The following is a 24,757-nucleotide window of genomic DNA, read 5'->3' as shown; positions in this document are numbered from 1 at the left end:
GGGGCGTTTTTCCGGCGGCGCCAAGTGTCAATCGTAGCAATCGGGACGGCTCCCGCCAGGCGCCGGACAAGGATCAAAAGAGGCAACCATGGCGATGAATCTGCAAGCCCCGGACATCCGGGAACTCAAGCCCCGGATCACGGTGTTCGGTGTTGGTGGAGCCGGCGGCAACGCCGTGAACAACATGATCGAGGCCGGTCTCGACGGCGTCGATTTCGTGGTCGCCAACACGGACGCCCAGGCGCTGGCGCTCAGCCGCGCCTCGCGCATCATCCAGATGGGCCTGCAGGTCACCGAAGGTCTTGGCGCCGGCTCGCAGCCTGAAGTCGGGCGCGCGGCGGCCGAAGAGGTCATCGACGAGATCCGCGACCATCTGGCGGGCGCGCATATGGTCTTCATCACTGCCGGCATGGGCGGCGGCACCGGCACGGGCGCGGCTCCCGCGATCGCCCGCGTCGCCCGCGACATGGGCATCCTCACCGTCGGCGTCGTTACCAAGCCGTTCCAGTTCGAGGGCCATCGCCGCATGCGCATGGCGGAAGCCGGCATCGGCGAGCTGAACGAGGCGGTCGACACGCTGATCGTGATCCCGAACCAGAACCTGTTCCGTGTCGCCAACGAGACCACCGGCTTCGCCGACGCCTTCGGCATGGCCGACCAGGTGCTCTATTCCGGCGTCGCCTGCATCACCGACCTGATGGTGCGTCCGGGCCTGATCAACCTCGACTTCGCCGACGTTCGCGCCGTGATGCGCGGCATGGGCAAGGCGATGATGGGCACCGGCGAGGCGCAGGGCGAGAAGCGCGCGCTGTCTGCCGCTCAGGCTGCGATCAACAACCCGCTGCTCGACGACGTCTCGATGAAGGGTGCGCGCGGTCTGCTGATCTCGATCACCGGCGGGCGCGACATGAAGCTCTATGAGGTCGACGAAGCCGCCACCCGTATCCGCGAGGAGGTCGATTCCGAGGCCAACATCATCGTCGGCGCGACCTTCGACGAATCGCTTGAAGGCATCGTGCGTGTCTCGGTCGTGGCGACCGGCATCGACAAGCCCGTCACCACCCAGGCCGAGATGGACGAGACCGAGGCCCGCATCGCCCAGGTCGCAGAGCGCCTGAAGGCGGAAGCCCGCCTGCGCAGCACCAGCGCCCCGGTGCGCGGCTTCACGCCGCCGCCGGCGCCCGAGCCTGTCATGGATCTGCGCATGCCGCAGCAGGCCGAGCCGCTGCGCGCCCCGGCGCCCGCGCCGATCAACGAGGACATCCATATCGAGCCGGTCCAGCCGCGCGCGATGATGCCGGCGGCTGCGGCTCCCGAGCCGATGCTGTCGGTCCCGCAGCATGCCATGCCGGAGAGCAGCTTCATTCCGCCGTCTCCGGAGCGCGCCGTGATCCGCCCGACGCGGATGCCCCGCATCGAGGATCTGCCGGTGCCGGCGCAGAACCAGATCGCGGCCCAGCGTGGCGCACAGTCGGCTCCCCAGCCGCCGAACGCCGCCGACCAGAAGCGGATGTCGCTGATGCAGCGGCTGGCCTCGGTCGGCTTCGGCCGCAAGGAGGATGAGGCTCAGGAGCCGCAGGCTCCGCTGCGCCACGCTCCGCAGCCTCCCGCCGCGGCGCCCGCGCCGAGCGCGGCCCATGCCGAGTATATGCGCCGTCCGGCGCAGCCGGTCGCGCGCCCGGCGCAGGGTCAGCTCGACCAGATGGGGCGCGCCGCCCCGAATCGCAGTAGCGAGGAAGACCAGCTGGAAATCCCCGCATTCCTGCGCCGCCAGGCAAACTGACCTTAGGGTCGTTCTTCCGCCTCTGTAACAAAGCCCGGTGCGCTGCAGCGAACCGGGCTTTGTTCATGTCTGGAAAACCATATTTATCAACGGGATGATCAGTCTTTCCTGGCTTTGTGAGAGCTGTAACAGAGCGAAAGAAAGCGTGATTTTGTCACCCTGTCCGAAGCGCTTATGTTGCATCTGCACTAACGGGGACATCGGCGCAGGGCTTCGGCCAGGGGTTTGATGTCCGAGGCATCGCAGCGACGGTCGGTTCGGGAGCCATGTCAGGCTCCGCCACGTTCCCGGCGATCAGGATTGGATACCAGATGAGCTTCGATCGGCAGACGACACTGCGCGCCCCCGTGACCTTGACCGGGATCGGCGTGCACTCCGGAGCACCCGCCACCATTTGCCTCAAGCCTTCCAGCGCCAATTCGGGCGTTGTCTTCCTGCGCAAGGGGCTTGATGCCGAGCCGGCGCAATTGATCCATGCCAAGCACACCAAGGTCAGCGCCACCGAGCTTTGCACCGTGATCGGTGACAGGGCTTCGGCTTCGGTCGCGACCATCGAACACCTGATGTCGGCTTGCGCCGGCCTTGGCCTCGACAATGTACTCGTCGAGATCGACGGCCCCGAGATGCCGATCATGGACGGCAGCGCCACCGAATTCGTCAACGCGATCGAATCGGCCGGCGTCACGACGCTGCAGGCCGCCCGGCGCTATCTGAAGATCCTGCAGCCGGTGCGCATCGAGCATGGCCGCGCCTTCGCCGAATTGCTTCCGTCGGATCAAGACGGCTTCCGCCTCGATGTCGAGATCGATTTCGACACCACCGTGATCGGCCGCCAGCGCAAGGTCTTCGACCTGGAGCCGGTGGCGTACGCCCGCGAGATCTCCCGCGCGCGGACCTTCGGTTTCATGCGCGATGTCGAGCAGCTCTGGAAAGCGGGCTTTGCGCTCGGCGCCTCGCTCGACAACACGGTCGCGATCGGTGACGATAAGGTCATCAATCCCGAGGGCCTGCGCTATGCTGACGAGTTCGTGCGCCACAAGGTGCTGGACGCGATCGGCGATCTCGCGCTTGCCGGCTATCCGATCCAGGGTGAGTTCCGCTCCTATTGCGGCGGCCATCGCATGAATGTCCGCATTCTGGAGGCGCTGTTCGCCGACCGCGCCAATTACGCGATCGTCGAGGCCGAGCCGGTTTACGCCGCTCCGCGTGCGGTCCAGATGGCGGCGGCCGCGCCGGCCGCCTTCGCGCCGGATTTGCACTGACGCGTGCCGCGAAGACGCGTTAGCGCCTTCCATTCGCCTGCTTTCTGTCGAATGTATGCTGCTGGAATCGGCTCGCACCGGATGTTATCGCGGGGCGGCAAGTTCCGCGCCGCAATTGCCACTCGTCCGGTTGTTCCGGATCATGCGCCTCGTTTTCGACGGTGGCGCGCGGGCGGTGTCTGAGGTAAGGCATGCTTCCCCATCGAGTGGGGACGATCGAAAGAGGACAGACGACGTGAGCGTCAAGCGGCTGACCATTCCGACAATCCATCGCGCCGGATCGATGCGCAGCAGCACGGGCCTTGCTCTTGGTGTCGCCCTGATGCTGGGCGGCTGCGATACGCTGTCGAACATGAATCCCTTCGACAAGCCCGAGGTCTACAAGCCCGAGGTCGTCGCCGAGGTTCCCGCCGACAGGCTCTATAATGAGGGCCTGGCGCGGATGCAGAACGGCGACAGCGAGGGCGCGACCAAGAAATTCGGCGAGATCGACAAGAACGCGCCGTTCTCTCCCTTCGCCAAGAAGGGCCTGATCCTGTCCGCCTATACGAACTACCAGGCGAGCAAGTGGGACGATGCGATCACCGCCTCGAAGCGCTTCATCGCGCAGAACCCGGCGAGCCCCGACGCTGCCTATGCGCAGTATCTGATGGCGATGTCCTATTATAACCAGATTCCGGATGCGACGCGCGACCAGGAGCGGACGGAGAAGGCGATCGCCGCCTTCGACGAGCTCATGCAGAAATATCCGAAGTCCGAATATGTCACCGACGCCAAGGAGAAGGTCCTCGTCGCGCGTGACCAGCTCGCGGGCAAGGAGATGAATGTCGGGCGCTTCTATCTGGAGAAGCGCAACTATACCGGCGCTGTGAACCGGTTCCGCGACGTCATCACCAAGTACCAGACCACGCGCCATGTCGAGGAGGCGCTGATGCGTCTGACCGAGGCCTATATGGCGCTGGGCATCACCAATGAGGCGCAGACGGCTGCGGCCGTGCTCGGGCATAACTTCCCCGACAGCCCCTGGTACAAGGACGCCTATGTGCTGCTCGAGAGCGGCGGGCTGGCTCCACGCGAGGATCGCGGCTCCTATATCAGCCGCGCTTTCCAGGGCTTCAGCAAGGCGGTCGTCAGCCTGAACCCGTTCTAGAGCGTTTTCGAGCGAAGTGGGCACCGGTTCGCGTGAAGAGAACGCGTCGAAACGAAAAGATGGGACAGTCTCCGGTCCAATCGGATCGGACCTTGCCCTAGATCGAATGCATGAGGGTTTTCCGCGCATGCCCCGCTTTCTGAGCCTGCGCTAAGCGCCATGCTGGCGCAGCTCTCGATACGCGACATCGTCCTGATCGACCGGCTCGATCTGAGCTTCGGCGAGGGCTTGAGCGTGCTGACCGGCGAGACCGGTGCCGGCAAGTCGATCGTACTGGATGCCTTCGCGCTCGCTTTGGGCGGGCGCGGCGATGGCGGGCTCGTGCGCCATGGCGAGGCGCAGGGACAGGTCGGAGCGGTTTTCGACTTGCCGATGCAGCATCCGGCGCGGCTCCTGGCGCAGGCGCAGGAAATCGACACCGATGGCGACCTGATCCTGCGACGGGTGCAATATGCGGACGGGCGCACGCGCGCCTTCGTCAACGACCAGCCGGTCAGCGTCCAGATCCTGCGGATGATCGGCGCGGCCATCGTCGAGATCCACGGCCAGCATGACGATCGCGCCCTGACCGACCCGGCGCAGCACCGCCTCATCCTCGACGGTTTCGGCGGGCTGGAAAGCCAGTCTGCGGCCGTGGCTGAAGCCAGCGAGACGCTGAAGCGCGCACGCCAGGCCTTGCAGGCGCAGCGCATCCGCGTCGAGGCCGCGCGCAAGGAGGCCGATTTCCTGCGCCATGCGGTTCAGGAACTCGGCAAGCTCGCGCCCCAGCCCGGCGAGGAAGACAGCCTCGCGGCAACCCGGCAAGGCATGATGCAGGCGGAGAAGGTCGCGCGCGACCTGATCGACGCGCATGAGGCCGTGGGCGGGCAGGGCTCCCCGGTGCCGGCGCTCGCCGCCGTGCTGCGCCGGCTGGAGCGCCGTGCCGCGCAGGCGCCGGGCCTGATCGATCCGTCGCTCGCCGCGCTCAACACTGCTCTCGTCGCGCTGGAGGAGGCGTCCGAGACGCTCGCCGCTGCGATGCGCGCGGCCGAATACGATCCGCGCGAGCAGGAGCGCGTCGAGGAGCGCCTGTTCGCCTTGCGCGCTGCTGCGCGCAAATACGACGTGCCGGTCGACGGCTTGGTCGTGCTCGCCGAGAGCATGGCCGCCGATCTCGCGGCGCTCGACGAGAGCGAGACTTCGCTCGGCCGGCTTGAGGCGGAATTGCGCGAGGCAGAGGCCGCCTTCGTCAAACTGGCGAAGGCCTTGTCGGCGGAGCGCAAGCAGGCTGCTGCCAGACTCGACGGCGCGGTCAAGGCGGAGTTGCCGCCATTGAAGCTGGAGCGGGCGCGCTTCATCACCCAGATCGACTCAGACGAGACGGCGCGCGGGCCCGAGGGCTTCGACCGCGTCGAGTTCTGGGTCGAGACCAATCCCGGCACGCGGCCGGGCCCGATGATGAAGGTCGCTTCCGGCGGCGAGCTGTCGCGCTTCATGCTGGCGCTGAAGGTCGTGCTGGCCGAGCGCGGCTCGGCCCCCACTCTGGTCTTCGACGAAATCGACACCGGTGTCGGCGGCGCGGTCGCGGATGCGATCGGCGAGCGCCTGGCGCGGCTCGCGCAAAAGGTCCAGGTCATCTCGGTGACCCATGCGCCGCAGGTCGCGGCCAAGGCCGGGCAGCATTTCCTGATCGCCAAATCGGCGCTCGACGGCGACAGCGCCTCGCGCACCGTCACCCGCGTCTCGGCACTGGCCGATCAGGCGCGGCGCGAGGAGATCGCCCGCATGCTGGCGGGAGCGAGCATCACCGAAGAGGCGAGGGCGGCGGCTGGGCGCTTGCTGAACGCCGCGGTCGCGCGAGCCTGATAACAGCGTCGTACCCGGAGCTTGCTGCCTTAATTCTGAAACGCGCCGTCATTCCGGGGCGATCCGAAGGATCGAGCCCGGAACCCAGAATCGCAGGTGGTGACGGCACAGGCGCTGCTGATGACGGCGCGTGATTCCCAGCTCCATCGGTTCTGGGTTCCGGGCTCTTGGCTTCGCCAAGCCCCGGAATGACGGTGCGGTTCCACTACAAAACAGCAGATTCTAGAGCATTTCCGCGTTTCTCCGAATCGCGAAAATACTCTAACTACTTGTTTTATCGTATTTTCTTCACGCGAACCGGTGTCCACTTCGCTCGAAAATGCTCTAGCTGCGCAGGCCCGGCGCTTCCTGGCCCGTGCGCGCGACATATTCCGTGTAGCCGCCGCCATAGGCGTGCACGCCCTCGGGCGTCAGCTCCAGCAAACGGTTCGACAGGGCCGCCAGGAAGTGGCGGTCGTGGCTGACGAACAGCATGGTGCCCTCATACTGCGCGAGTGCCGTGATCAGCATCTCCTTGGTGGCGATGTCGAGATGGTTGGTCGGCTCGTCCAACACGAGGAAATTCGGCGGATCATAGAGCATCTTCGCCATGACGAGGCGCGCCTTCTCGCCGCCCGAGAGCACCCGGCAGCGCTTCTCGACATCGTCGCCAGAGAAGCCGAAGCAGCCGGCGAGCGCCCTGAGCGAGCCCTGCCCAGCCTGGGGAAAGCTGTCCTCCAGCGATTCGAACACGGTCCGGTCGCCGTCCAGAACCTCCATGGCGTGCTGGGCGAAATAGCCCAGCTTGATGCTGCCGCCGAGCGCGACCGTGCCATTGTCCGGTACTGTGGCACCCGTCACCAGCTTCAACAGCGTCGATTTGCCGGCGCCGTTGACGCCCATCACGCACCAGCGCTCCTTGCGGCGCACTTGGAAGTCGAGCCCCTCATAGATGCTGCGGCTGCCATAGGCTTTGTGCACGTTCTTGAGCGTGACGACGTCCTCGCCGGAGCGCGGCGCCGGCTGGAACTCGAAGGACACCGTCTGGCGGCGCTTGGGCGGCTCGACCCGGTCGATCTTCTCGAGCTTCTTCACCCGGCTCTGGACCTGGGCCGCGTGCGAGGCGCGTGCCTTGAAGCGCTCGATGAAGTTGATCTCCTTGGCCAGCATCGCCTGCTGGCGCTCGAACTGGGCCTGCTGCTGCTTCTCGGCAAGCGCGCGCTGCTCCTGGTAGAACTCGTAATTGCCGGAATAGGCGGTCAGCGAACCGCCATCGATCTCGACCACCTTGTTGACGATCCGGTTCATAAATTCGCGATCATGCGAGGTCATCAGCAGCGCGCCGTCATAGCCTTTCAGGAACTCCTCCAGCCAGATCAGGCTCTCCAGGTCGAGATGGTTGCTCGGCTCGTCGAGCAGCATCGCGTCGGGCCGCATCAGCAGGATGCGGGCGAGGGCGACGCGCATCTTCCAGCCGCCCGAGAGCGCGCCGACATCGCCGTCCATCATCTCCTGGCTGAAGCCCAGCCCTGCCAGTACCTCGCGCGCCCGGCCGTCGAGCGCATAGCCGTCGAGCTCCTCGAAGCGGCCCTGGACCTCGCCATAGCGCATGATGATCTCATCCATCTCCTCAGCGCGGTCGGGATCGCCCATGGCGGCTTCCAGCTCGCGCAATTCGGCGGCGACGCTGCTCACCGGGCCCGCCCCGTCCATGACGGCGGAGACGGCACTGACGCCCTTCATGTCGCCGACATCCTGGCTGAAATAGCCGATGGTCACGCCGCGATCGACGCCGACCTGCCCTTCATCGGGCTGCTCCTGCCCGGTGATCATCCGGAACAATGTGGTCTTGCCCGCGCCATTGGGGCCGACCAGGCCGACCTTCTCCCCCTTCTGGAGCGCCGCCGAGGCCTCGATGAAGACGATCTGCTGACCGTTCTGCTTGCTGATGTTTTCGAGGCGGATCATGCGTTCACGGAACCTGGGGAAAGGGGATTTCCCGCGCCCTTACGCCATGGGGGCCGTCTGCGGAAGAGCTGGCGGGCAAATCAGGTGGCGGTGCTAGCCGCGTCATCCGCCCCCTCCATTCCCTTTTGCCGCAATCTGCTTTATGAGCCCATTTCAATCGATGGCTGCGGACTGGCTGCATTTGCGCGCCGCGCCGCTCATCGCCCGAATTCCTGCGCCGTTTCCTGATCTGCGCCGTAACCCTAGGCACGACACCTCATGTCCTTTCTTCCTACGAGCCCGCCGCTTGCGCGTGCGCTCGCCGAACGCAACTATTCCGATCCGACGCCGGTGCAGAACGCCGTGCTCGAGGATGCCGCCGCCGGGCGCGACCTGCTCGTCTCGTCGCAGACCGGCTCCGGCAAGACGGTGGCCTATGGCCTTGCCATCGCCACGACCCTGCTCGGCGAGGCGGAAGCCTTCGGCCGCGCCGGCAAGCCGCTGGCGCTGATCATCGCGCCGACGCGCGAACTGGCGCTGCAGGTCCAGCGCGAGCTCGCCTGGCTCTACAAATACGCCAATGCCCGTGTCATCGCCTGCGTCGGCGGCATGGACCCGCGCCGCGAGGCCGCGCTGCTCGATGAAGGCGCCCATATCGTCGTGGGCACGCCCGGACGTCTGCGCGACCATATCGAGCGGCACCGCCTCGACGTTTCCGCGCTCAAGGCCGTCGTGCTCGACGAGGCCGACGAGATGCTCGATCTCGGCTTCCGCGACGATCTCGAATTCATCCTGAAGACGACGCCCGCCGAGCGCCAGAGCCTGCTGTTCTCCGCAACGCTGCCCAAGGCGATCATCCAGCTCGCGACCAACTACCAGCGCAATGCGTTGCGCATCGAGGTCACTGGCGGCTCACGTGGCCATGCCGATATCGAATATCGCGCCATCCGGGTTTATCCGAAGGAGGCCGAGCTCGCTGTCGTCAATCTGCTGCGCTTCCATGATTCGCCGTGCTCGCTGGTGTTCTGCAACACCCGCAACGCCGTGCGGCATCTCGAGGCGATCCTGTTGGAGCGCGGCTTCTCGGCCGTAGCGCTCTCGGGCGAACTCAGCCAGAGCGAGCGCAATTCGGCGCTGCAGGCGCTGCGTGACGGCCGGGCGCGGGTCTGCGTCGCGACCGACGTCGCGGCACGCGGCATCGATCTGCCCGGCCTGACGTTGGTCATTCATGCGGAACTGCCCAACGATCCCGAGGTCATGCAGCATCGCTCGGGTCGCACCGGTCGTGCCGGCAACAAGGGCACGAGCGTCCTGCTGGTGCCGGTGTCGCGCCGCCGCAAGGCCGAGATGCTGATCGCCGAGGCCAAGGTCGAGGCGGTTTGGGCCGGGCCGCCGACGGCCGAGGAAATCCGTGCGCTCGACCAGCAGCGGCTGTTGAGCGATCCGCTGTTGACCGGAGAGGCCGACGAGGACGACGCCGCCATGGTCGAGGCGCTGTTGGCGGGACGTTCGCCGCAGGAGATCGCGGCCGCGCTGGTGCGGGTCTACCGTTCGCGCCTGCCGGGCGCCGAAGAGGTCGGGGATCCGAACTTTCAACGCGATTCGCGGCCGATCCGTTCGCGCGAGGAGTATGCGCCACGCGAGGGTGGCCGGTTCGGCGAAGGCCGCGAGGACAGTCCGCGCGGGGAGGGGCCGCGCAAGGCCGGCCCGCGTGGCAATACGGTCTGGTTCGTTCTGAATATCGGTCGCAAGGACGGCGCCGATCCACGCCAATTGCTGCCGATGCTGTGCCGCCGCGGCAAGATCACACGCGACGAGGTCGGTGCGATCCGGATCTTCGACAAGGAGACCAAGGTCGAGATCGACGCCGATGTCGCCGAGCGCTTCTACGAGCTGGCAAAGGCTGTCGATCGCGACAAGATCGTGATCCAGCCCGTCACCGGCGAGGAGGAACGGCGCCCCGCGAAGCCTTTCGCGGAGAAGGCGAGCCATGCGCCGGCCGCCTATGCGCGCCCCGAGCGTGACCAGGAGCGCGCTCCCGCCAGGGCCTATGAGAAGAAGCCTTACGAGAACAAGCCGTTCGAGAAGAAGCCCTATGAGGGCAAGAAGAAGGCCTATGAGGGCAAGGGCAAGCCGTTCGGCGCGGCCAAGCCCTATGATCCGGTTCGCAGCGACCGGGATGCGCTGTCAGACCCCAATGTCTCGTTCAGGTCGGGTCCGAAGCCCTATGCCGGCAAGCCGGGCGGCGCGAAGCCCTATGCCGGGAACAAGCCCGGCTTCGGCGGCAAGCCTGCGGGCAAGCCCTTCAAGGGCAAGAAGCCTGGCCGCGACGACCGCGGCTGATCGCTGCCCGGCCTGGTCTCTCCTGTTTTACCGAGAGCCGGATGATTTCAGATGGGCTCACAGAGTGATCCCATCTGAAATCTGAATCCGTCTCTCATCAAGGAGTTAGAGCCGGATCAACGCGAAAAACCGGTTCCCACTTTTTCGCATCCTGCTCTAGGCTCTCAGCGCAGGCCGAGGAAGGACAGGATCGCCAGGACGATCACGATCAGGCCGACGATATAGATGATGTTGTTCATGGTAGCCCCGGTTTCGGGCGGGCTACGGCGGCCCGCGTGAATTGTGCGTCACGATTTGCGTGACGCGAAGTGAACCGGGTTCGCTGGCAAAGGTTCCTGGATCGCGGCGCGCTTGCGAGCATGAGCTGCGCGCTCCAGTCTCAAACGTCGAGGGAGCCGGATCGCTCCGGCTCCCTGTATGGCGCGGCATGATCGTGATCAGCGGCAGCGCGTCACGGGGCGCTCGACATAGCCGAGGCCGGGGACGAAGCGGGTCCGCAGCACGGTGTAGCAGCCGCCATAATAGCCGCCGGCATAGATCGGGCGGCCCCAGCCGCGATGACCCCAACGGCCGTGGCCTCCGCCGAAATGACCGAAATGGCCGTGATGTCCGTAGCCGCCATGCCAGCCGGGCGCTGCCTGGGCGGCGGAGGAGGTGGCGAGCGAGCCGCCGATCAGGGCGCTTGCGCCCAGGACGAAGGCGGTGGCGAGGCCGGCGACGGTGGTGCGAGTGGTCATGATCGTCTCCCTTGGAGTTTTGGAAGGAGCCGCACCATGCAGCCCCATGCCCATTGGTCGCGGGAGGCGCCGGGAAGGTTCAAAGCAATCGCGAATATTTTCCCGGGCGGGCGAGGGTGCGCTTGGCCCAATCAATTTCCGCGCGGCTTGAACCGTTATTGCGAGGGCTTGGGCATGAGGCAATCCAGAAGGGCTCGCTTTACGCGTTCTGGATTGTTCGCTGCGCTCGCAATGGTGGTGTGGGGTGCTTATATACATACGGTCCGTTTGTATATAGAACTTGCGCGGAGCGAGAGGCGCATTCCGTGCGAAGAACCAAAGAGCAGGCTGCGGAGACGCGGCAGACGATCCTGCGGGCGGCCGAAGCGCTGTTCCTGCGGCGCGGTTTTGAGGCGTGTTCGCTGGACGAGATTGCTGTCGCCGCCGGCGTCTCGCGCGGAGCCGTCCATTTCCATTTCCACAACAAGCTCGGACTGCTCTTCGCGATGCGGGACGAGATCATCCAGCCGATGCAGCAACTCGCCCGGAGCCTGACGGAGGATTCGGTGCTCGCGCCGCTCGAGGCGTTCGGCGATCTGGTCGCGACGACATTCACCGAGCTTCAAGGCGACGCCGCGAAGCGGCGCCTCCTCGCGCTGCTCAAGGTGGTCGACGTCAACGGTGCGCCCGACGATGTCGGTAATATGCGCCATTTCCGCCAGCAGATCCGCGCGTCCTTGATGGGCATCTGCGAGGCCGCGCAGAGCAGCGGCGCCCTGGCGCAGCCCTGGACGGCGCGCTCCGCCGCGCTCGCGCTCTATGCCATGCTGGATGGCCTGATCACGGAGTGGCTGATCGAGGAGGTCGAGCTCTCGCTCATGCCGGAAGGGGGGGCGATCATTCGCAGTTTCCTGACATCCTTGACGACGCCGCGACGGGGCATGCCGGTCGCGGAGCGGGCAGCACGATGATGATGGGCTCCCCCAACCACCTGGCGTTCGCGCTCTGCCTGCTGCTGGGAGCCTGCGCGACGCAGCCGTCGAAAATCCTCGAGCCGGTCGCCGTCTCCGTGCCAGGCGCGAGCCGGGTCGACATGCTCGTCGCCACCACGCGCAAACCGGCGAGCGACCCGGGGGAGCTCTTCACCGGGGAACGGGCGACGGCGATCTCATTGACGAATATCGTGGTCTCCATCCCGCCCGACAGCAATCGCAAGGTCGGGGAAATCCAGTGGCCCGGCCGGTCGCCGGGCAATCCGCAGACCGATTTCGTCACGCTCGGGGTCAAACCGGTCCTGTCGACCAATGCAGCCATGGATTGGTACCGGCGCAATCGCGGCCCGAAGCGCCGGGTGCTCGTCTTCGTACACGGCTTCAACAATACCTATTCCGACGCCGTCTATCGCTTCGCCCAGATTTCCCATGATGCGGGCATCGACGCCTCTCCGGTCCTGTTCACCTGGCCCTCGCGCGCCAGCGTATTCGACTATGTCTACGACAAGGAGAGCACGAATTTTTCCCGCAATGCGCTGGAGGAGCTGCTGCGGGAGGCCGCAAAGAGCCCCGATGTCGGCGAGGTGACGATCCTGGCGCATTCGATGGGAAGCTGGCTCGCCACCGAAGCGCTGCGCGGCATCGCGCTGCGCGACAAGGCGATCTCCGCCAAGATCCGGAACGTGGTGCTCGCCTCGCCGGACATCGATGTCGATGTGTTTCGCCGTCAGATCATCGAAATGGGCGCGAAGCGGCCGCATTTCACGATCTTCTCCTCCCGCAACGATCGCGCGTTGGCCTTGTCGCGTTGGCTTTCAGGCGATGTCGACCGCGTCGGCGCAGCGGATATGCGGCCCTATGCGGCCGAGCTCGCCACGCTCGGCATCTCGATCATCGACACCTCGGACGTGAAGGCTGGCGATCCGCTTGCGCACAACACCTTCGCCGACAGCCCCGAGATGGTGCGGGTGCTGGGTCAGCGCCTGTCCGGCCAATCGCTGGCGGGCGGCGAGGCCAGCCTAGCCGACCAAGTGGGGATGGCGGCGCTGGGAGGCGCGCGCGTTGCCGGAGCTGCGGTTGCCGCTCCCGTCGCGGTGATGAGACAGGTAGGTAGCCGCGAATTCCTACAGCAGTTCGAAGCGGCCGCCAGGCCAGGTGCAAAAACGCTGAACTACTGAGGTGCTCAGGCGGCGCTCGCGCTCCGGCAAGCGCCGCAGTCAGCGTGTGGCCGGGACGGAAGGCCTGCCGATCAAGCCTCGACGATCTTGCGGTAGAGATGCCAGGTCGCGTGGCCGAGCACCGGCATGACCACGATCAGGCCGGTCAGCACGGGCAGGCAGCCGAGCACCAGAAGCCCGGTGATCATCAACCCCCAATACATCATCACGCGCGGATTGGCCTCGACGGCGGCGATCGAGGTTTTGATCGCGGTCGGCGCGTCGACGCCCTGGTCGATGATCAGAGGGAAGGACACCACCGAGATCGAGAAGGCGAGGATGGCAAAGAGCAGGCCGAGCGAATTGCCGACGATGATCATCACCCAGCCATCGAAGGTGGTGAAGACCGCGCGCAGGAAGTCCGGCGTCGAGACGTCCGCCGGTAGGCCGAGCAGGCCGCGATAGATGAACCAGGCGGCAAACAGCCAGGTGATGAAGAGCCCGGTCAGCATCGCGCCGAGCAGGAGGATCTGGCTGATCGAGGGCGATCTCAGGATGCCGAAGGCATGACTCCAGCCGGAATCCAGGCCGAGCTCGCGCCTACGGCTGATCTCGTAGAGGCCGATCGCGGCGAAGGGGCCGAGCAAGGCGAAGCCGCCGAGCAGCGGGAAGAGCAGCGGGAAGATATTGTAGGTCACGGTGAGCTGCGCGATCATCACGCCGGCGATCGGGTAGATCAGCGCGATGAAGACAAGGTGGCTTGGCTGCGCCTTGAAATCCTCCCAGCCGCGCAGGAGCGCGTCGCGAAGGTCGTGGGTGGTGATGATGTTGATCTTCGGTTCGGCGTGTTGCGCCGCGAGGCGTGTACCGGCATCGGGCAGCATGCCGTCGAGGTTTGCCATGGCGTTTCTCCCGGTTCTGGCCCGGTTCGCTTGCGGCAATCGACGCCATCCTTGGGTCAACGGCCTGCAGGCGTCGAGCTTCCAATTCCCAGCTCCGGTATTATACGCGCGAATAGGCGTTTTGTCGCATGTATGTCGAACACGAAAGCGGAACGCAGAGTCGAGGTCGTGCCGGCTCCTGCCCTTTCTCGTCACAGGCATCTCGCCTAATGAAGGGCCATGAGCGAGTCCCAAGCCATTCCCGTCGCGGAGTTGACGCAGCGCCAGGCCAGGGCGGAGCATAAGCTGCTCGCCGCCGAGATCGCGGCCGCCGACAGCGCCTATTTCCAGGACGACCAGCCGATCCTCGACGATGCGAGCTATGACGCCAAGCGCCGCCGGCTCGTCGCGCTGGAGGAGGCGTTCCCGATCCTGAAGGACGCCGCTTCCGTCAGCGACAAGGTTGGCGCCAAGCCCTCGGGGAAATTCGCCAAGATCCGGCACCGCGTGCCGATGCTCTCGCTCGGCAACGCCTTTACCGACGAGGATGTCGGTGATTTCGTGCAGCGCGTGCGCAGCTTCCTCGGCCTGAAGGAGGAGGGTGGCATCGCCTTCACGGCGGAGCCCAAGATCGACGGGCTTTCGCTCTCGCTGCGCTACGAGAAGGGCACGCTGGTCTCCGCCGCGACGCGTGGCGATGGCGAGGAGGGCGAGGACGTCACGCTGAATGCCCGCACGATCTCCGAAATCCCACATGTGCTGTCTGGCGACGATGTGCCGGAGATCGCCGAGGTGCGTGGCGAGGTCTATCTCGGCCATGCCGATTTCGCGGGCATCAACGAACGCCAACGCGAGAAGGGGCTGCCCGAATTCGCCAATCCGCGCAATGCGGCAGCGGGCTCGCTGCGCCAGCTCGATGTTTCGATCACCGCGGCGCGACCCTTGCGCTTCTTCGCCTATGCCTGGGGTGAGATGCCGGTCGTGCCGGCGCAGACGCAATTCGGCGTGGTCGAGGCCTTCAAGCGCTGGGGTTTTCGCACCAACCCGCTGATGAAGCGCTGCGAGAGCGTTGGGGACTTGCTGGAGCGCTACCGATTGATCGAGAGCCAGCGGGCCACGCTCGGCTACGATATCGACGGCGTCGTCTACAAGGTCGACGAGCTTGCCTTGCAGACGCGGCTCGGCTTCGTCGCGCGCGCGCCGCGCTGGGCGATCGCGCATAAATTTCCGGCAGAACTGGCGACCACGGTGCTGGAGGCGATCGAGATCCAGGTCGGGCGCACCGGCGCGCTCAGCCCCGTCGCCAAGCTCAGGCCGGTCACGGTCGGCGGCGTCGTCGTCTCCAATGCGACGCTGCACAACGAGGATTATATCCGCGGCTTCGATTCGAAGGGCGAGCGCATCCGCGATGGCGAGCCGCCCGACATTCGCATCGGCGACACGGTGACAGTGAAGCGCGCCGGCGACGTGATCCCGCGCGTCCAGTCGGTCGATCTGTCGAAGCGGCCAGCGGACGCCCTGCCTTACGAATTTCCCAAGCACTGCCCGGTTTGTGACTCGGACGCGGTGCGAGAGCATAATCCGCAAACAGGTGAATTTGACTCCGTCCGCCGTTGCACAGGCGGTTTGATTTGCCCGGCGCAAGCTGTGGAGCGTTTGAAGCACTTCGTCTCGCGCAGCGCTTTGGATATCGACGGTGTCGGGGATACCAACATTGAGATTTTGTTTGAGGCCAAACTGGTTCAATCCCCTGCTGACATTTTCAAACTGAATTACGATGCAGTCCGCAGCGCGATGGAGAAGCGACGCAACGAGCAGATAGATGCCCGCTTCGCGGCGGCTGGAAAGGTTCGACCTAAGAAGGAAAAGAAAAAAGAAGAGGAGGCTCGAGCGGTCGATCTTCTTTTCGCAGGCATAGAACAACGACGTATCGTCAAGTTGCCGCGCCTCATCTTCGCTCTAGGAATTCGACATATCGGAGAAACGACCGCGGCTGCTTTGGCTCGGCGTTTCAAGGATATGCCGGACCTGATCGCGGGTGTTGACGCCGCGGGCCTCCAGCAGCCGGGAGCGGCTTATGTCGCGCTGGACAATCTGCCGAGCATTGGCCCGGTTGCCCGCGAAGATATTCTCGTTTGGGGCCGTCGCGAGGCAAAGAGCGAGACGCCGTTGCTTGCCCATCTCGCAATGCCAAAGCTCAACAAGGCGCAACAGACAGCACTGAGGCAAGCGTTTGGCGCTGACCCATCCAATTGGCAAGCTGCTGCGGCGGCGGCAGCGTTAGCGGCACCGGGGCCGGACTATTTATATCTCGCGAGTGATAGCGAAATCGGAGCGGTGGCGACAGAATCGCTCATCGAGTTTTTTCGTGAACCTCACAACCGAGAGGTCGTCACGGCGCTGCTTGAACAGGTGCGCACCGAACCAGCCGAGACGGTCGCTCAAGAATCTCCGATTGCAGGGAAGACGGTGGTTTTCACTGGAACCCTTGAGCAGATGACGCGTGGTGAAGCAAAGGCGACAGCCGAGCGCCTTGGTGCAAAAGTTTCCAGCTCGGTTTCTGCCAAGACAGACATTCTTGTGGCAGGGCCGGGAGCTGGCTCGAAGTTGAGCGATGCAAAAAAGCTCGGGATTGATATCAAGTCTGAGGCTGAATGGCTTGAGTTGATACGCTGAAGTTTGCTTGCGATTTTGAACTAGATCCTTCGCGCACCAGTCTTCTAGAGTGCGGCGGCCGCTCCACAATCGCGCCGCCACCTCGCTTATCATCATCGGCGGAGCGAGTTTCACAAGCTCTGTGCCCAGTGATCTTCGGAGACGATCGAGATCGGCACGCGCTGGGCCCTCATGTCGACTGCCTTCAGGATTTTGAGCCCGTGGTTGGAGTGCTTCCAAGAATCTGTCACGTAGGTGCCGATTACGAGGTAGCGCGTTTCCCGGGTCAGGCTTCCAGTGGCGCCGCCACGTTCAGTCACCGCAGCTTCGCAATCCCTGCGCTTGCCGAAAGCGAAATTCCCTGTGAAGCAGAATAGTGCAGCCGGAAATGTGATTGTCGGCGCCGGCGCGCACAAAGGCAGCGTGGTCGCCTTCAGCGCCTCGCCGAGCTCGCTCGGCTGGCCGGTGAATTTTAAAAGCGTGTCGAGCAGCTCTGCCTTTTCATCCTCGTCGACGATGCCGTCGGCGAGGATGGCATTAACCCTCTGATAGAGGGTTCCAATCAGTGGTTGGTCGCTGACGGCGAGGTTGGCGGCGAGCCAGCTTTGCAGGAATTCGACTTCAGCCGGCTGAATTTGACCGTCCGCGGCGATGCCTTTCGCCAACCCGATCAGTTCGTCGATCTGCCGATCGCTGATGCGCTCCCGCCCGTAGCGATTCCATAGCTCATTGTCCATGCTTGCTCCTCAACCTAGGGGAGCATTGCGCGGCGTCACTCGTTCGAAAGTCAACAACGACTTGCGGCCAAGGCGATGGCTGAGCGGCTCGGCGCCAAGGTCGCGGGCTCGGTCTCCTCAAAGACCGATCTCTTGGTCGCGGGGCCGGGCGCTGGATCGAAGCTCAAGGACGCCGCAAAGCACGGCGTCCAGGTCATTGACGAAGCAGGCTGGTTCAGCCTCGTCGGAGGCTGAGACCGCCTTCAGTGGCGATGATGGCGCCTGTGGTGGTGGCGATGGCGATGCGGAACGCCGGTCCTCTGCGGAATGCCGACGACGCCCTTGACGCCGCCCGCCACGCCGCCGGCAACGCCGCCAACGACCGCGCCCGCAGCGCCGCCGACCGGGCCGGCCGCCTGGTTGCCGACGCGCGCACCTTCGGCTGCGCCGCGCGGAATGCCCTGCGCGCTTGCGCTGAGGGGAAGGGCCAGCAGCGCCAACGCCGCTGCGCCGGCCAAGGCGATATGTTTGATTGTCATGATGAGTATCCGTTCGCATGGACCGCAGCGCCGGCTTTCGGGCGCTCGGCGGTCCCAAACAGAACCGGCGCGGCGCGTCATTGTTCCGCTCGGGTCGACGCATCGCTGCCATGCCCGAGATTATGTCGCCGATTATTTTTGCTGAGCTCGGATTGCCGCTCCGAGCTTGCAAGCTGAACGCGCCGGGGCGGATGGTGTCAGGCGGTCAGTTGCCCGCACTTGGCCGCGTCGCTCCATTCTGTCCGTTGGCGCCGTCTGCCCGGACATGGCTTGGCGCCGTGCCGATGACGCGCTTGAAGGCACGGCTGAAGGAGGCTTCCGATTCATAGCCGAGACGCCGGGCCACGACCGAGATCTTGAGCTTGTCGCCGGCGAGCCATTGCCGGGCCTGATGCATGCGCATCTGGGCGACATAGCGGGCCGGCGTCTCGCCAACGACGCTGGCGAAGCGCTCAGCGAAGGCGGAGCGCGAGGCGCCCATCAGCCTGGCCAGCGAAGCGACCGTCCAGTCGCGCTCCGGGTCGAGGTGGATCGCCGCGAGCACCTTGCCGACATCGGGGCAGCGCGCTGCAGCGATCCAACCGGTGGCGTCGCCGCAGCCGCTCTCGACCCAGGAGCGGATGATGCTGGCCGCCAGCACATCGGCGAGCCGCGCCAGGATGCCGCCGGCGCCGACCCGGTCCATCGCCACTTCGCGGGCCATCGCCTCCAGGAGATGGGGGATGCCCGATTCGCTCGTCGCCAGATCGCACATGCGCATCAGCTCGGGCATCATCCGCAGCAAGGGATGGGCGCTGTCGACATTGAAGGTCATGCTGCCGCTGAAGAGCAGGGTGGCCTCGCCGCCGCCGCCGCCCTTGAGATCGAAGATGTTGCCGCAGACCTTCTGGACCTGGCAGCTTCCCAGCGGAAAGGCCTCGACATCCGGCGCACTGGCAAGCACATGCTCGGCCCCGCGCGGGAACAGCAGCGCGTCGCCCTCGTGCAATGCGATCCATTCCTTCGCGGGCGTCAGCAGCCAGCAGCCGCGCTTGCCGATGAAATAGAAGCGCGCGGCCTTCTGGGCGGGCACTGCAATGGCCCAGGGCGCCGCCATCTGGCAGCGGCCATATTCGACGCCATCGAGCCGCAGACCCCGCAGCATCTCGGTCAACGGGTCGTTCGCAGGCGCAGCATTTTTGGACGAATAGTCAAGCATTACGGATAAACTAGCATGGAAGCTCTAGGCGGTCACGCCCATCTTGTGGCAACCCTTTGGAGACAGCCATGTCCGAATCCGCCACTGCCGTCGCAACCCTGCCATTCGATTCCCAGGCCGATGCCGATGAGCAAAGCCCGGCCTGGGCCGCGATCTTCTCGCTCACCCTTGGCGTTTTCGGCCTGGTCACGGCCGAATTCCTGCCCGCCAGCCTGCTGACGCCGATGGCGGCCGATATCGGCGTCTCGGACGGCGCTGCCGGACAGACCGTGACCGCGACCGCCGTGGTCGCCATCTTCGCCGCGCTCTTCACCTCGATCCTGACGCGCGGGCTCGACCGTCGCCTCGTCATCTGGGGCTTCACCGTCCTGCTGGTGCTGTCCAACATCCTCGCCGCACTCTCCGACGGCCTTGCCACGCTCTTGGCGGCGCGGGTGCTGCTCGGCATCGGGCTCGGCGGCTTCTGGTCGATGATGGCGGCAACCGCGATGCGGCTGGTGCCGGAGCGCGCATTGCCGCGCGCCATGTCGATCATCTTTACCGGCGTCTCCTTCGCGACTGTCAGCGCCGCGCCGGTCGGCGCCTATCTCGGTGACCTGCTCGGCTGGCGCTCGGTCTTCGCGATCGGGGCCGTGGTCGGGATCCTCGCCCTGATCGCGCAGCTCGCCACCATGCCGCGCCTGCCGCCGTTGGCGGCGGCGCAGCTCGGGACGCTGTTCGCACTGCTGCGGCGCGGCAATGTCCGGCTCGTCCTGGCGACGGTGCTCATCGTGATCTCGGGCCATTTCGCCGGTTTCACTTATGTCCGCCCCTTCCTCGAGCAGGTGCCGCGGCTTTCGGTCGAGACAATCTCGCTTGTGCTCCTGGCTTATGGAATCGGCGGCTTCTTCGGCAATTTCGCAGGCGCCGCGATCGTTGAGCGCAGCGCGCCCGCCGCCGTGATCTTCGGCGCCTTGCTCGCCGCAGTGACGGCGGCGGTGCTCGTCGCCTTTGGCGGCAGTCTCTGGGTCGCGACCGGTGCCGTCGCGCTCTGGGGCTTTGCCTTCGGTGCGCTGCCGGTCGGCCTCCAGACCTGGATGGTGCGTGTCGCGCCGGACCAGGCGGAAGCCGTGGGTGGCTTGCTGGTCGCGGCCTTCCAGGTTGCGATCGCCAGCGGGGCCGTTCTCGGCGGGGTTCTGGTCGACCATTTCGGCGCCACGGGCGCGACCGGCTACTGCGCCCTGGCAACCCTGGCGGGGGCGCTGCTCGTCGCCTTCGCCGGGCGCGGCGAGGTGAAGCCGGCCTGATCGACTTCATCACTTTTCTTCAAGACAGGGCGGCGCGGTTCCGGTCTAAACTCGCTCCATGGAACTGATCAGCCAGGGACAGGCCTTGTCGGCATCGCCGCTGCGGGCGGAGGAGAGGGCGCACCTCTTCACCGCTGCGCGCTTCGGCGCGCTTGAGTTCCTCGCCGCGACCTTCCGCACCCATGCCTATGCGCCGCATGCGCACGACACCTACGCGATCGGGACGATCGAGACCGGTTGCGAGGTCTGGCATGCGCGCGGCCGCAAGCTCTATGCCGGGGCGGGCGACATCGTGATGAACCACCCGCTCGACGTTCATGACGGCGCGCCGAGCGAGGGCGGTTACCGCTATCGGATGAGCTATCCGACGATCGGGTTGATGCAGGAGCTGGCCGCCTCGCTGACGGGGCATGACGGCATCGGCACGCCGTTCTTCCGCGAGCCCGTGGTGCATGATCCCGTTGGGGCGGCGCTGTTCAGCGCGGCGCACCAATTGTTGGAGGAGGGCGACGACGCGCTCGCCGGTGAGGAGGGGCTGGTGCGCGCCTATGCGCATTTCCTCGGCCACCACGCCAATCTCGCCGTGCGCGATGTCGGGCGGGAGACGGGTCCGGTCGCGGCCGTCAAGGCGCTGATCGAGGCGCGCCATGGCGAGGATCTCTCGCTCGCGGAGCTCGCCCGGGCTGCGGGATTGCCGCGCCATCACCTGATCCGTGCCTTCCGGCGCGAAACCGGGCTGACCCCTCATGCCTGGCTGATCGATGTCCGCGTCCGGCGCGCCCGCGACCGGCTGCGCCGCGGCGAGACGCCGGGCGATGTCGCCGCGGCGACCGGCTTCTGCGACCAGGCCCATCTGACCCGAGCCTTCAAGGCGCGCTATGGCGTGACGCCCGGCGTCCTGCGCTCCGCCCATCTCTCCTGACCTTCAGCGCCCCATCCTCAGCAGCTCATGTCATCAGCTCTCGACGACGCCCGCACGGGCTTTTCCGACATCTGGCCGGCCATGCTTGCGGCTGCCCCCTTCGCCCTGCTGTTCGGCGCGCTTGCGGCAGGCAAGGGCCTGTCGCCTTTCGAGGTTTTCCTGATGAGCGCGCTCGTCTTCGCCGGCGGGGCTCAGTTCGCCGCCGTTGAATTATGGGCGACACCGGCTCCGGTCGCGGCGCTGATCTTTTCGACTCTCCTGATCAATGCCCGCCATGTGCTAATGGGCACCTCGCTGGTGCCCAAGCTCGACAGCTTCGCGCCATGGCAGAAATGGCTCGGCCTGGCCTATATGGCCGATGAGAACTGGGCCCTGGCCGAGAAGCGGGCGCGCACGCATAGCCTGACGCCGGGCTACTGGTTTGGCATGATCGTTCCGTTCGTTGGCTGCTGGCTGATGATGACGACGCTCGGTGCCGTGGTCGGCCCGGCGCTGGGCGATCCACGACGCTTCGGCGCGGATTTCGCCTTCACCGCCATCTTCATCGCGCTGACGGCCGCCTTCTGGAAGGGGCGCGTGACGGCCTGGACCGTGGCGGCCTCCGGCATCGCCTCGGCCCTGACCTATCGCCTGGCCGGACCGCCCTGGCATGTGCTGGCCGGCGCGCTTTGCGGGCTTGCCGCGGCGTGGCTCGCGGCCGGCGGTGATGCGGTGGTCGCGACCGAGGAGGCGGCATGATGGCGTTCGACACCCTCAACCTTCTCGCCATCCTCGGCATGGCTGTGGTGACCTATGCGACACGGGTGGCGGGGCTGGCGCTGGCCGGGCGGTTCGACCTGTCGCCGCGCGCCCAGGCTGCTTTTGACGCGATTCCACCGGCGGTCCTGATCGCCGTGATCGCGCCGAGCGCGCTCGCGACCGGCTGGCCCGAGACGGCCGCCGCCGCTGTGACAGGGCTGGCCGCGACGCGGCTGCCCTTCCTGGCCGTGGTGGTGGTCGGGGTGATCGCGGTGGTGGGGCTCAGGGCGCTGACATAGCGCGCTCTCTCCTTCTCCCCATCAAAGTCGGCTGCTGCCGACTTTGACACTTAGGTTGTCCATCTCGGGCAAGCCCGAGATGAGCGGGAGAAGGTGGATCGGCGAAGCCGAGACGGATGAGGGGGCGCTCGGCGGTGACCGTTTGGCCATGTGAAAACTAGCGGGAGAGGGCACGGCGCCCCCTCATCCGGCGCTGCGCGCCACCTTCTCCCGCGAGGGGAGAAGGGAAGGCTCTCACAGCGGCAGGCACGCCTTTTCCAGCCAGGCCTTCGCCTCGCCCTCGACCAGCGGGGCGAGCTTGCTCCAGACTTTTGCGTGATAGGCGTCGATCCAGGCGATCTCGCCGGCATCGAGCAGCTTCACATCGATCAGGGCGCGCTCATAGGGCGCCCAGGTGATGGTCTCGAAGCCGTAGATGGTGCGGTCGCCGCCAGGAATGACGCGCTCCTCGACCACGATCAGGTTCTCGATGCGGATGCCGTATTCGCCCTGCTTGTAGTAGCCGGGCTCGTTGGAGAGGATCATGCCCGGCTCCAATGGCGTGGTGCCGAGCTTGGAGAGGCGCTGCGGCCCCTCATGCACCGAGAGATAGCTGCCGACGCCATGGCCTGTGCCGTGGTCGAAATCCAAACCCGCCTGCCAGAGCGGCAACCGCGCCAGTACATCGAGCTGCGCGCCCGAGGTGCCCTTGACGAAGACGACGCGCGAAATCGCCAGATGCCCCTTGAGCACGCGGGTGTAGCGGTCGCGCATCTCGTCGGTGGGCTCGCCCACGGCCATGGTGCGGGTGATGTCGGTGGTGCCGTCCTCATATTGCCCGCCGGAATCGACCAGAAGGATGCCGGGCTCGATCTTGCGGTTGCTGGCCTCGCTCACGCGGTAATGCGGCAAGGCGGCATTGGGGCCGGCGCCGGCGATGGTGGTGAAGGAAACGTCCTTGAGCAGCCCGGTCTTCATGCGCTCGGCTTCGAGCGCGGCGACGGCGTCGATCTCGGTCAATCCACCCTTGGGCGCTTCGCGCGCCAGCCATGCGAGATAGCGCACGATCGCCGCGCCGTCGCGCAGATGGGCGTCGCGCGCGCCTTTCAGCTCCGCCTCGTTCTTGCGCGCCTTCATCAGCGCGATCGGGTCCGCGCCAGCATCCGGTATGCCGCCGGCCTTGGCGATCAGCGTCGCGAGCGCGGAGGCTGCGGTCGCCGAGTCGAGCCGGACCTTGGCCTTGGCCGCGCCCAGCGCGTTGAGCTGTGTTTCCAACGCCGCGGGAGGAGCGATCTCGCCGACTGCGCCGATGGCGTCGCCGGCCTCGTTCGTCACCTTTTCGGGCGCCAGGAAGACGGTCGGCCGGCCCTCGCGTGGTACGATGGCGTAGCCCAGCGGCAGCGGGGTGTGCTCGACATCGCCGCCGCGGATGTTGAAGGTCCAGGCCAGCGCATGCGGGTCCGAGACCACGAGCGCATCGACCCTGGCCTTGGTGAGCGCCTCCTGGATGCGGGCGAGCTTGCTCGCCGTGCTCTCCCCGGCGAAATCGGCGCGATGGGCCTTGACCGGGGCAGCGGGCGGGGCAGGGCGGTCGCTCCAGAGCGCGTCGATCGGGTTCGCCTTGAGCGCGACCAGCGTGCCGCCGGCTGCCGCGGCGCCCTTCTCCAGCTTGATGACGCCGTCGACGGTGTGGAGCCAGGGATCGTAGCCGAGCTTGCCGCCTGCCGGCAGGTTTGCCTCGATCCAGCGCTCCAGCGGCGTGTCCTCCAGCTTCGTCGGTGTGACGATGGCGGTGTCGGTCTGCTCTGCCGACTGGATTGTGTAGCGCCCATCAACGATCAGCGCTGCCTTATCGGCCAGCACGATGGCGTTGCCGGCCGAGCCGGTGAAGCCCGTCAGCCAGGCGAGGCGCGCCATATGCGCCGGGACGTACTCGCCCTGATGCTCGTCGGCGCGCGGGATGATGAAGCCGTCCAGGCCTTGCGCCGCGAGCGCGCTGCGCAGAGCGGCAACCCTGGGGGCGACCTGGAAGGGATCGCTCGGTTCCGAGAAGGACTGGAAGCGGCAGGCGGCGGGCGATTCGGTCATGGCGGGTCCGGAAGCGGTGGTTTTGGCCATGGTCGCGGCTCGGGCCTGCGAAAGCCAGCGCAAAAGCGGCGTTCGCCTGTGCTTTCTCCGCAGGCCATGGCGGCCTCGCGATTGAGCTTGCTGCCTCTTTGTTATGCGAAAATCACGATCGTTAACGAAACAAGCCCAAGTGCATGCATTCTGTGCATATCTCGCATCTGCGAAATCCCCTTTTCGCAACTGCGAAGAAGGCCCACTTTAGTCGTATAAGAGAACGAGGAAGCGACCGGGACTGTCCTTCGT

The 24,757-nt window shown here is 65.9% G+C and carries 20 protein-coding genes; 13 read left to right on the top strand and 7 right to left on the bottom strand.

Translation table 11 applies throughout. The annotated features are described in order from the left end of the window. Nucleotides 1–88 precede the first annotated feature (88 nt). The 4 genes from ftsZ (at nt 89) to recN (ending at nt 6,040) form a co-directional block, all read left to right on the top strand. Nucleotides 89–1,783 (top strand): cell division protein FtsZ, encoded by a 1,695-nt coding sequence (gene ftsZ, locus BMZ97_RS06470; RefSeq protein WP_092166890.1) that lies wholly within the window; start codon nt 89–91, stop codon nt 1,781–1,783. A 311-nt stretch (nt 1,784–2,094) separates the two neighbouring features. Further along, nucleotides 2,095–3,045 (top strand): UDP-3-O-acyl-N-acetylglucosamine deacetylase, encoded by a 951-nt coding sequence (gene lpxC / locus BMZ97_RS06465; RefSeq protein WP_092166888.1) that lies wholly within the window; start codon nt 2,095–2,097, stop codon nt 3,043–3,045. A 283-nt stretch (nt 3,046–3,328) separates the two neighbouring features. Beyond that, nucleotides 3,329–4,195 (top strand): outer membrane protein assembly factor BamD, encoded by an 867-nt coding sequence (locus BMZ97_RS06460; RefSeq protein ID WP_092168649.1) that lies wholly within the window; start codon nt 3,329–3,331, stop codon nt 4,193–4,195. Between the two features lie 159 nt (nt 4,196–4,354). After that, a complete protein-coding gene (gene recN / locus BMZ97_RS06455; protein ID WP_092166886.1) occupies nt 4,355–6,040 on the top strand; it encodes a DNA repair protein RecN in 1,686 nt (561 codons plus the stop codon). Between the two features lie 324 nt (nt 6,041–6,364). Here recN and BMZ97_RS06450 read toward each other — a convergent pair whose 3' ends face one another. Further along, on the bottom strand, nt 6,365–7,987 hold the full coding sequence (locus BMZ97_RS06450) for an ABC-F family ATP-binding cassette domain-containing protein (RefSeq protein WP_092166885.1): 1,623 nt from the start codon (nt 7,985–7,987) through the stop codon (nt 6,365–6,367). Nucleotides 7,988–8,245: 258 nt separating this feature from the next. Between BMZ97_RS06450 and BMZ97_RS06445 the strand changes: the two genes are divergently transcribed. Then, nucleotides 8,246–10,309: a DEAD/DEAH box helicase gene (locus BMZ97_RS06445; RefSeq protein WP_092166883.1), complete on the top strand. Its 2,064-nt coding sequence runs from the start codon at nt 8,246–8,248 to the stop codon at nt 10,307–10,309. Between the two features lie 437 nt (nt 10,310–10,746). On the opposite strand, the gene BMZ97_RS06435 is transcribed toward BMZ97_RS06445, so the two are convergent. Next, nucleotides 10,747–11,046, bottom strand: a complete 300-nt coding sequence (locus tag BMZ97_RS06435; RefSeq protein WP_092166881.1) for a hypothetical protein — start codon at nt 11,044–11,046, stop codon at nt 10,747–10,749. Between the two features lie 305 nt (nt 11,047–11,351). On the opposite strand from BMZ97_RS06435, the gene BMZ97_RS06430 reads away from it, so the two are divergent. Together BMZ97_RS06430 and BMZ97_RS06425 are read left to right on the top strand one after the other, a co-directional pair. Next, on the top strand, nt 11,352–11,996 hold the full coding sequence (locus tag BMZ97_RS06430; RefSeq protein WP_175525450.1) for a TetR family transcriptional regulator: 645 nt from the start codon (nt 11,352–11,354) through the stop codon (nt 11,994–11,996). Beyond that, on the top strand, nt 11,993–13,195 hold the full coding sequence (locus BMZ97_RS06425; RefSeq protein ID WP_244546279.1) for an alpha/beta hydrolase: 1,203 nt from the start codon (nt 11,993–11,995) through the stop codon (nt 13,193–13,195). Before BMZ97_RS06430 ends, BMZ97_RS06425 begins: the two co-directional genes overlap by 4 nt. 71 nt (nt 13,196–13,266) lie before the next feature. Here the strand turns inward: BMZ97_RS06425 and BMZ97_RS06420 are convergent, their stop codons facing one another. Further along, on the bottom strand, nt 13,267–14,076 hold the full coding sequence (locus tag BMZ97_RS06420; protein WP_244546278.1) for a DUF2189 domain-containing protein: 810 nt from the start codon (nt 14,074–14,076) through the stop codon (nt 13,267–13,269). A 219-nt stretch (nt 14,077–14,295) separates the two neighbouring features. Between BMZ97_RS06420 and ligA the strand changes: the two genes are divergently transcribed. Further along, nucleotides 14,296–16,731 carry an NAD-dependent DNA ligase LigA gene (gene ligA, locus BMZ97_RS06415; RefSeq protein ID WP_092166878.1) on the top strand — a complete coding sequence of 812 codons (2,436 nt, stop codon included), beginning with the start codon at nt 14,296–14,298 and terminating at the stop codon, nt 16,729–16,731. Between the two features lie 110 nt (nt 16,732–16,841). Here the strand turns inward: ligA and BMZ97_RS06410 are convergent, their stop codons facing one another. Continuing rightward, nucleotides 16,842–17,447, bottom strand: coding sequence for a BRCT domain-containing protein (locus BMZ97_RS06410; RefSeq protein WP_092166877.1), 606 nt, complete (start codon nt 17,445–17,447; stop codon nt 16,842–16,844). Between the two features lie 24 nt (nt 17,448–17,471). On the opposite strand from BMZ97_RS06410, the gene BMZ97_RS06405 reads away from it, so the two are divergent. Continuing rightward, entirely contained in the window at nt 17,472–17,681 is a 210-nt protein-coding gene (locus BMZ97_RS06405; protein ID WP_280141733.1) for a BRCT domain-containing protein, read from the top strand. A gap of 8 nt (nt 17,682–17,689) precedes the next feature. Here BMZ97_RS06405 and BMZ97_RS06400 read toward each other — a convergent pair whose 3' ends face one another. After that, nucleotides 17,690–17,965 carry a hypothetical protein gene (locus tag BMZ97_RS06400; protein ID WP_092166874.1) on the bottom strand — a complete coding sequence of 92 codons (276 nt, stop codon included), beginning with the start codon at nt 17,963–17,965 and terminating at the stop codon, nt 17,690–17,692. 205 nt (nt 17,966–18,170) lie between these two features. Further along, nucleotides 18,171–19,163: an AraC family transcriptional regulator gene (locus BMZ97_RS06395; protein WP_092166872.1), complete on the bottom strand. Its 993-nt coding sequence runs from the start codon at nt 19,161–19,163 to the stop codon at nt 18,171–18,173. 68 nt (nt 19,164–19,231) lie between these two features. On the opposite strand from BMZ97_RS06395, the gene BMZ97_RS06390 reads away from it, so the two are divergent. The 4 genes from BMZ97_RS06390 to BMZ97_RS06375 are packed head-to-tail and all read left to right on the top strand — an operon-like array spanning nt 19,232 to nt 22,408. Beyond that, nucleotides 19,232–20,449, top strand: coding sequence for an MFS transporter (locus tag BMZ97_RS06390; RefSeq protein ID WP_092166870.1), 1,218 nt, complete (start codon nt 19,232–19,234; stop codon nt 20,447–20,449). Between the two features lie 58 nt (nt 20,450–20,507). Beyond that, nucleotides 20,508–21,371 (top strand): AraC family transcriptional regulator, encoded by an 864-nt coding sequence (locus BMZ97_RS06385; RefSeq protein WP_092166869.1) that lies wholly within the window; start codon nt 20,508–20,510, stop codon nt 21,369–21,371. A gap of 27 nt (nt 21,372–21,398) precedes the next feature. Continuing rightward, nucleotides 21,399–22,109, top strand: coding sequence for an AzlC family ABC transporter permease (locus tag BMZ97_RS06380; RefSeq protein ID WP_092166868.1), 711 nt, complete (start codon nt 21,399–21,401; stop codon nt 22,107–22,109). Continuing rightward, the gene (locus BMZ97_RS06375) at nt 22,109–22,408 is read left to right on the top strand and encodes an AzlD family protein (RefSeq protein WP_092166864.1); all 300 of its coding nucleotides are present in this window, start codon (nt 22,109–22,111) and stop codon (nt 22,406–22,408) included. Before BMZ97_RS06380 ends, BMZ97_RS06375 begins: the two co-directional genes overlap by 1 nt. Before the next feature lie 234 nt (nt 22,409–22,642). On the opposite strand, the gene BMZ97_RS06370 is transcribed toward BMZ97_RS06375, so the two are convergent. After that, complete coding sequence (locus BMZ97_RS06370) at nt 22,643–24,475, bottom strand: aminopeptidase P family protein (protein ID WP_092168637.1); 1,833 nt, start codon at nt 24,473–24,475, stop codon at nt 22,643–22,645. Nucleotides 24,476–24,757 lie beyond the last annotated feature (282 nt).

Origin of the sequence: Allobosea sp. OK403 (genome assembly GCF_900113835.1) — a bacterium.
Taxonomy (GTDB): domain Bacteria; phylum Pseudomonadota; class Alphaproteobacteria; order Rhizobiales; family Beijerinckiaceae; genus Allobosea.
This window is presented reverse-complemented; position numbering and strand designations above follow the sequence as displayed.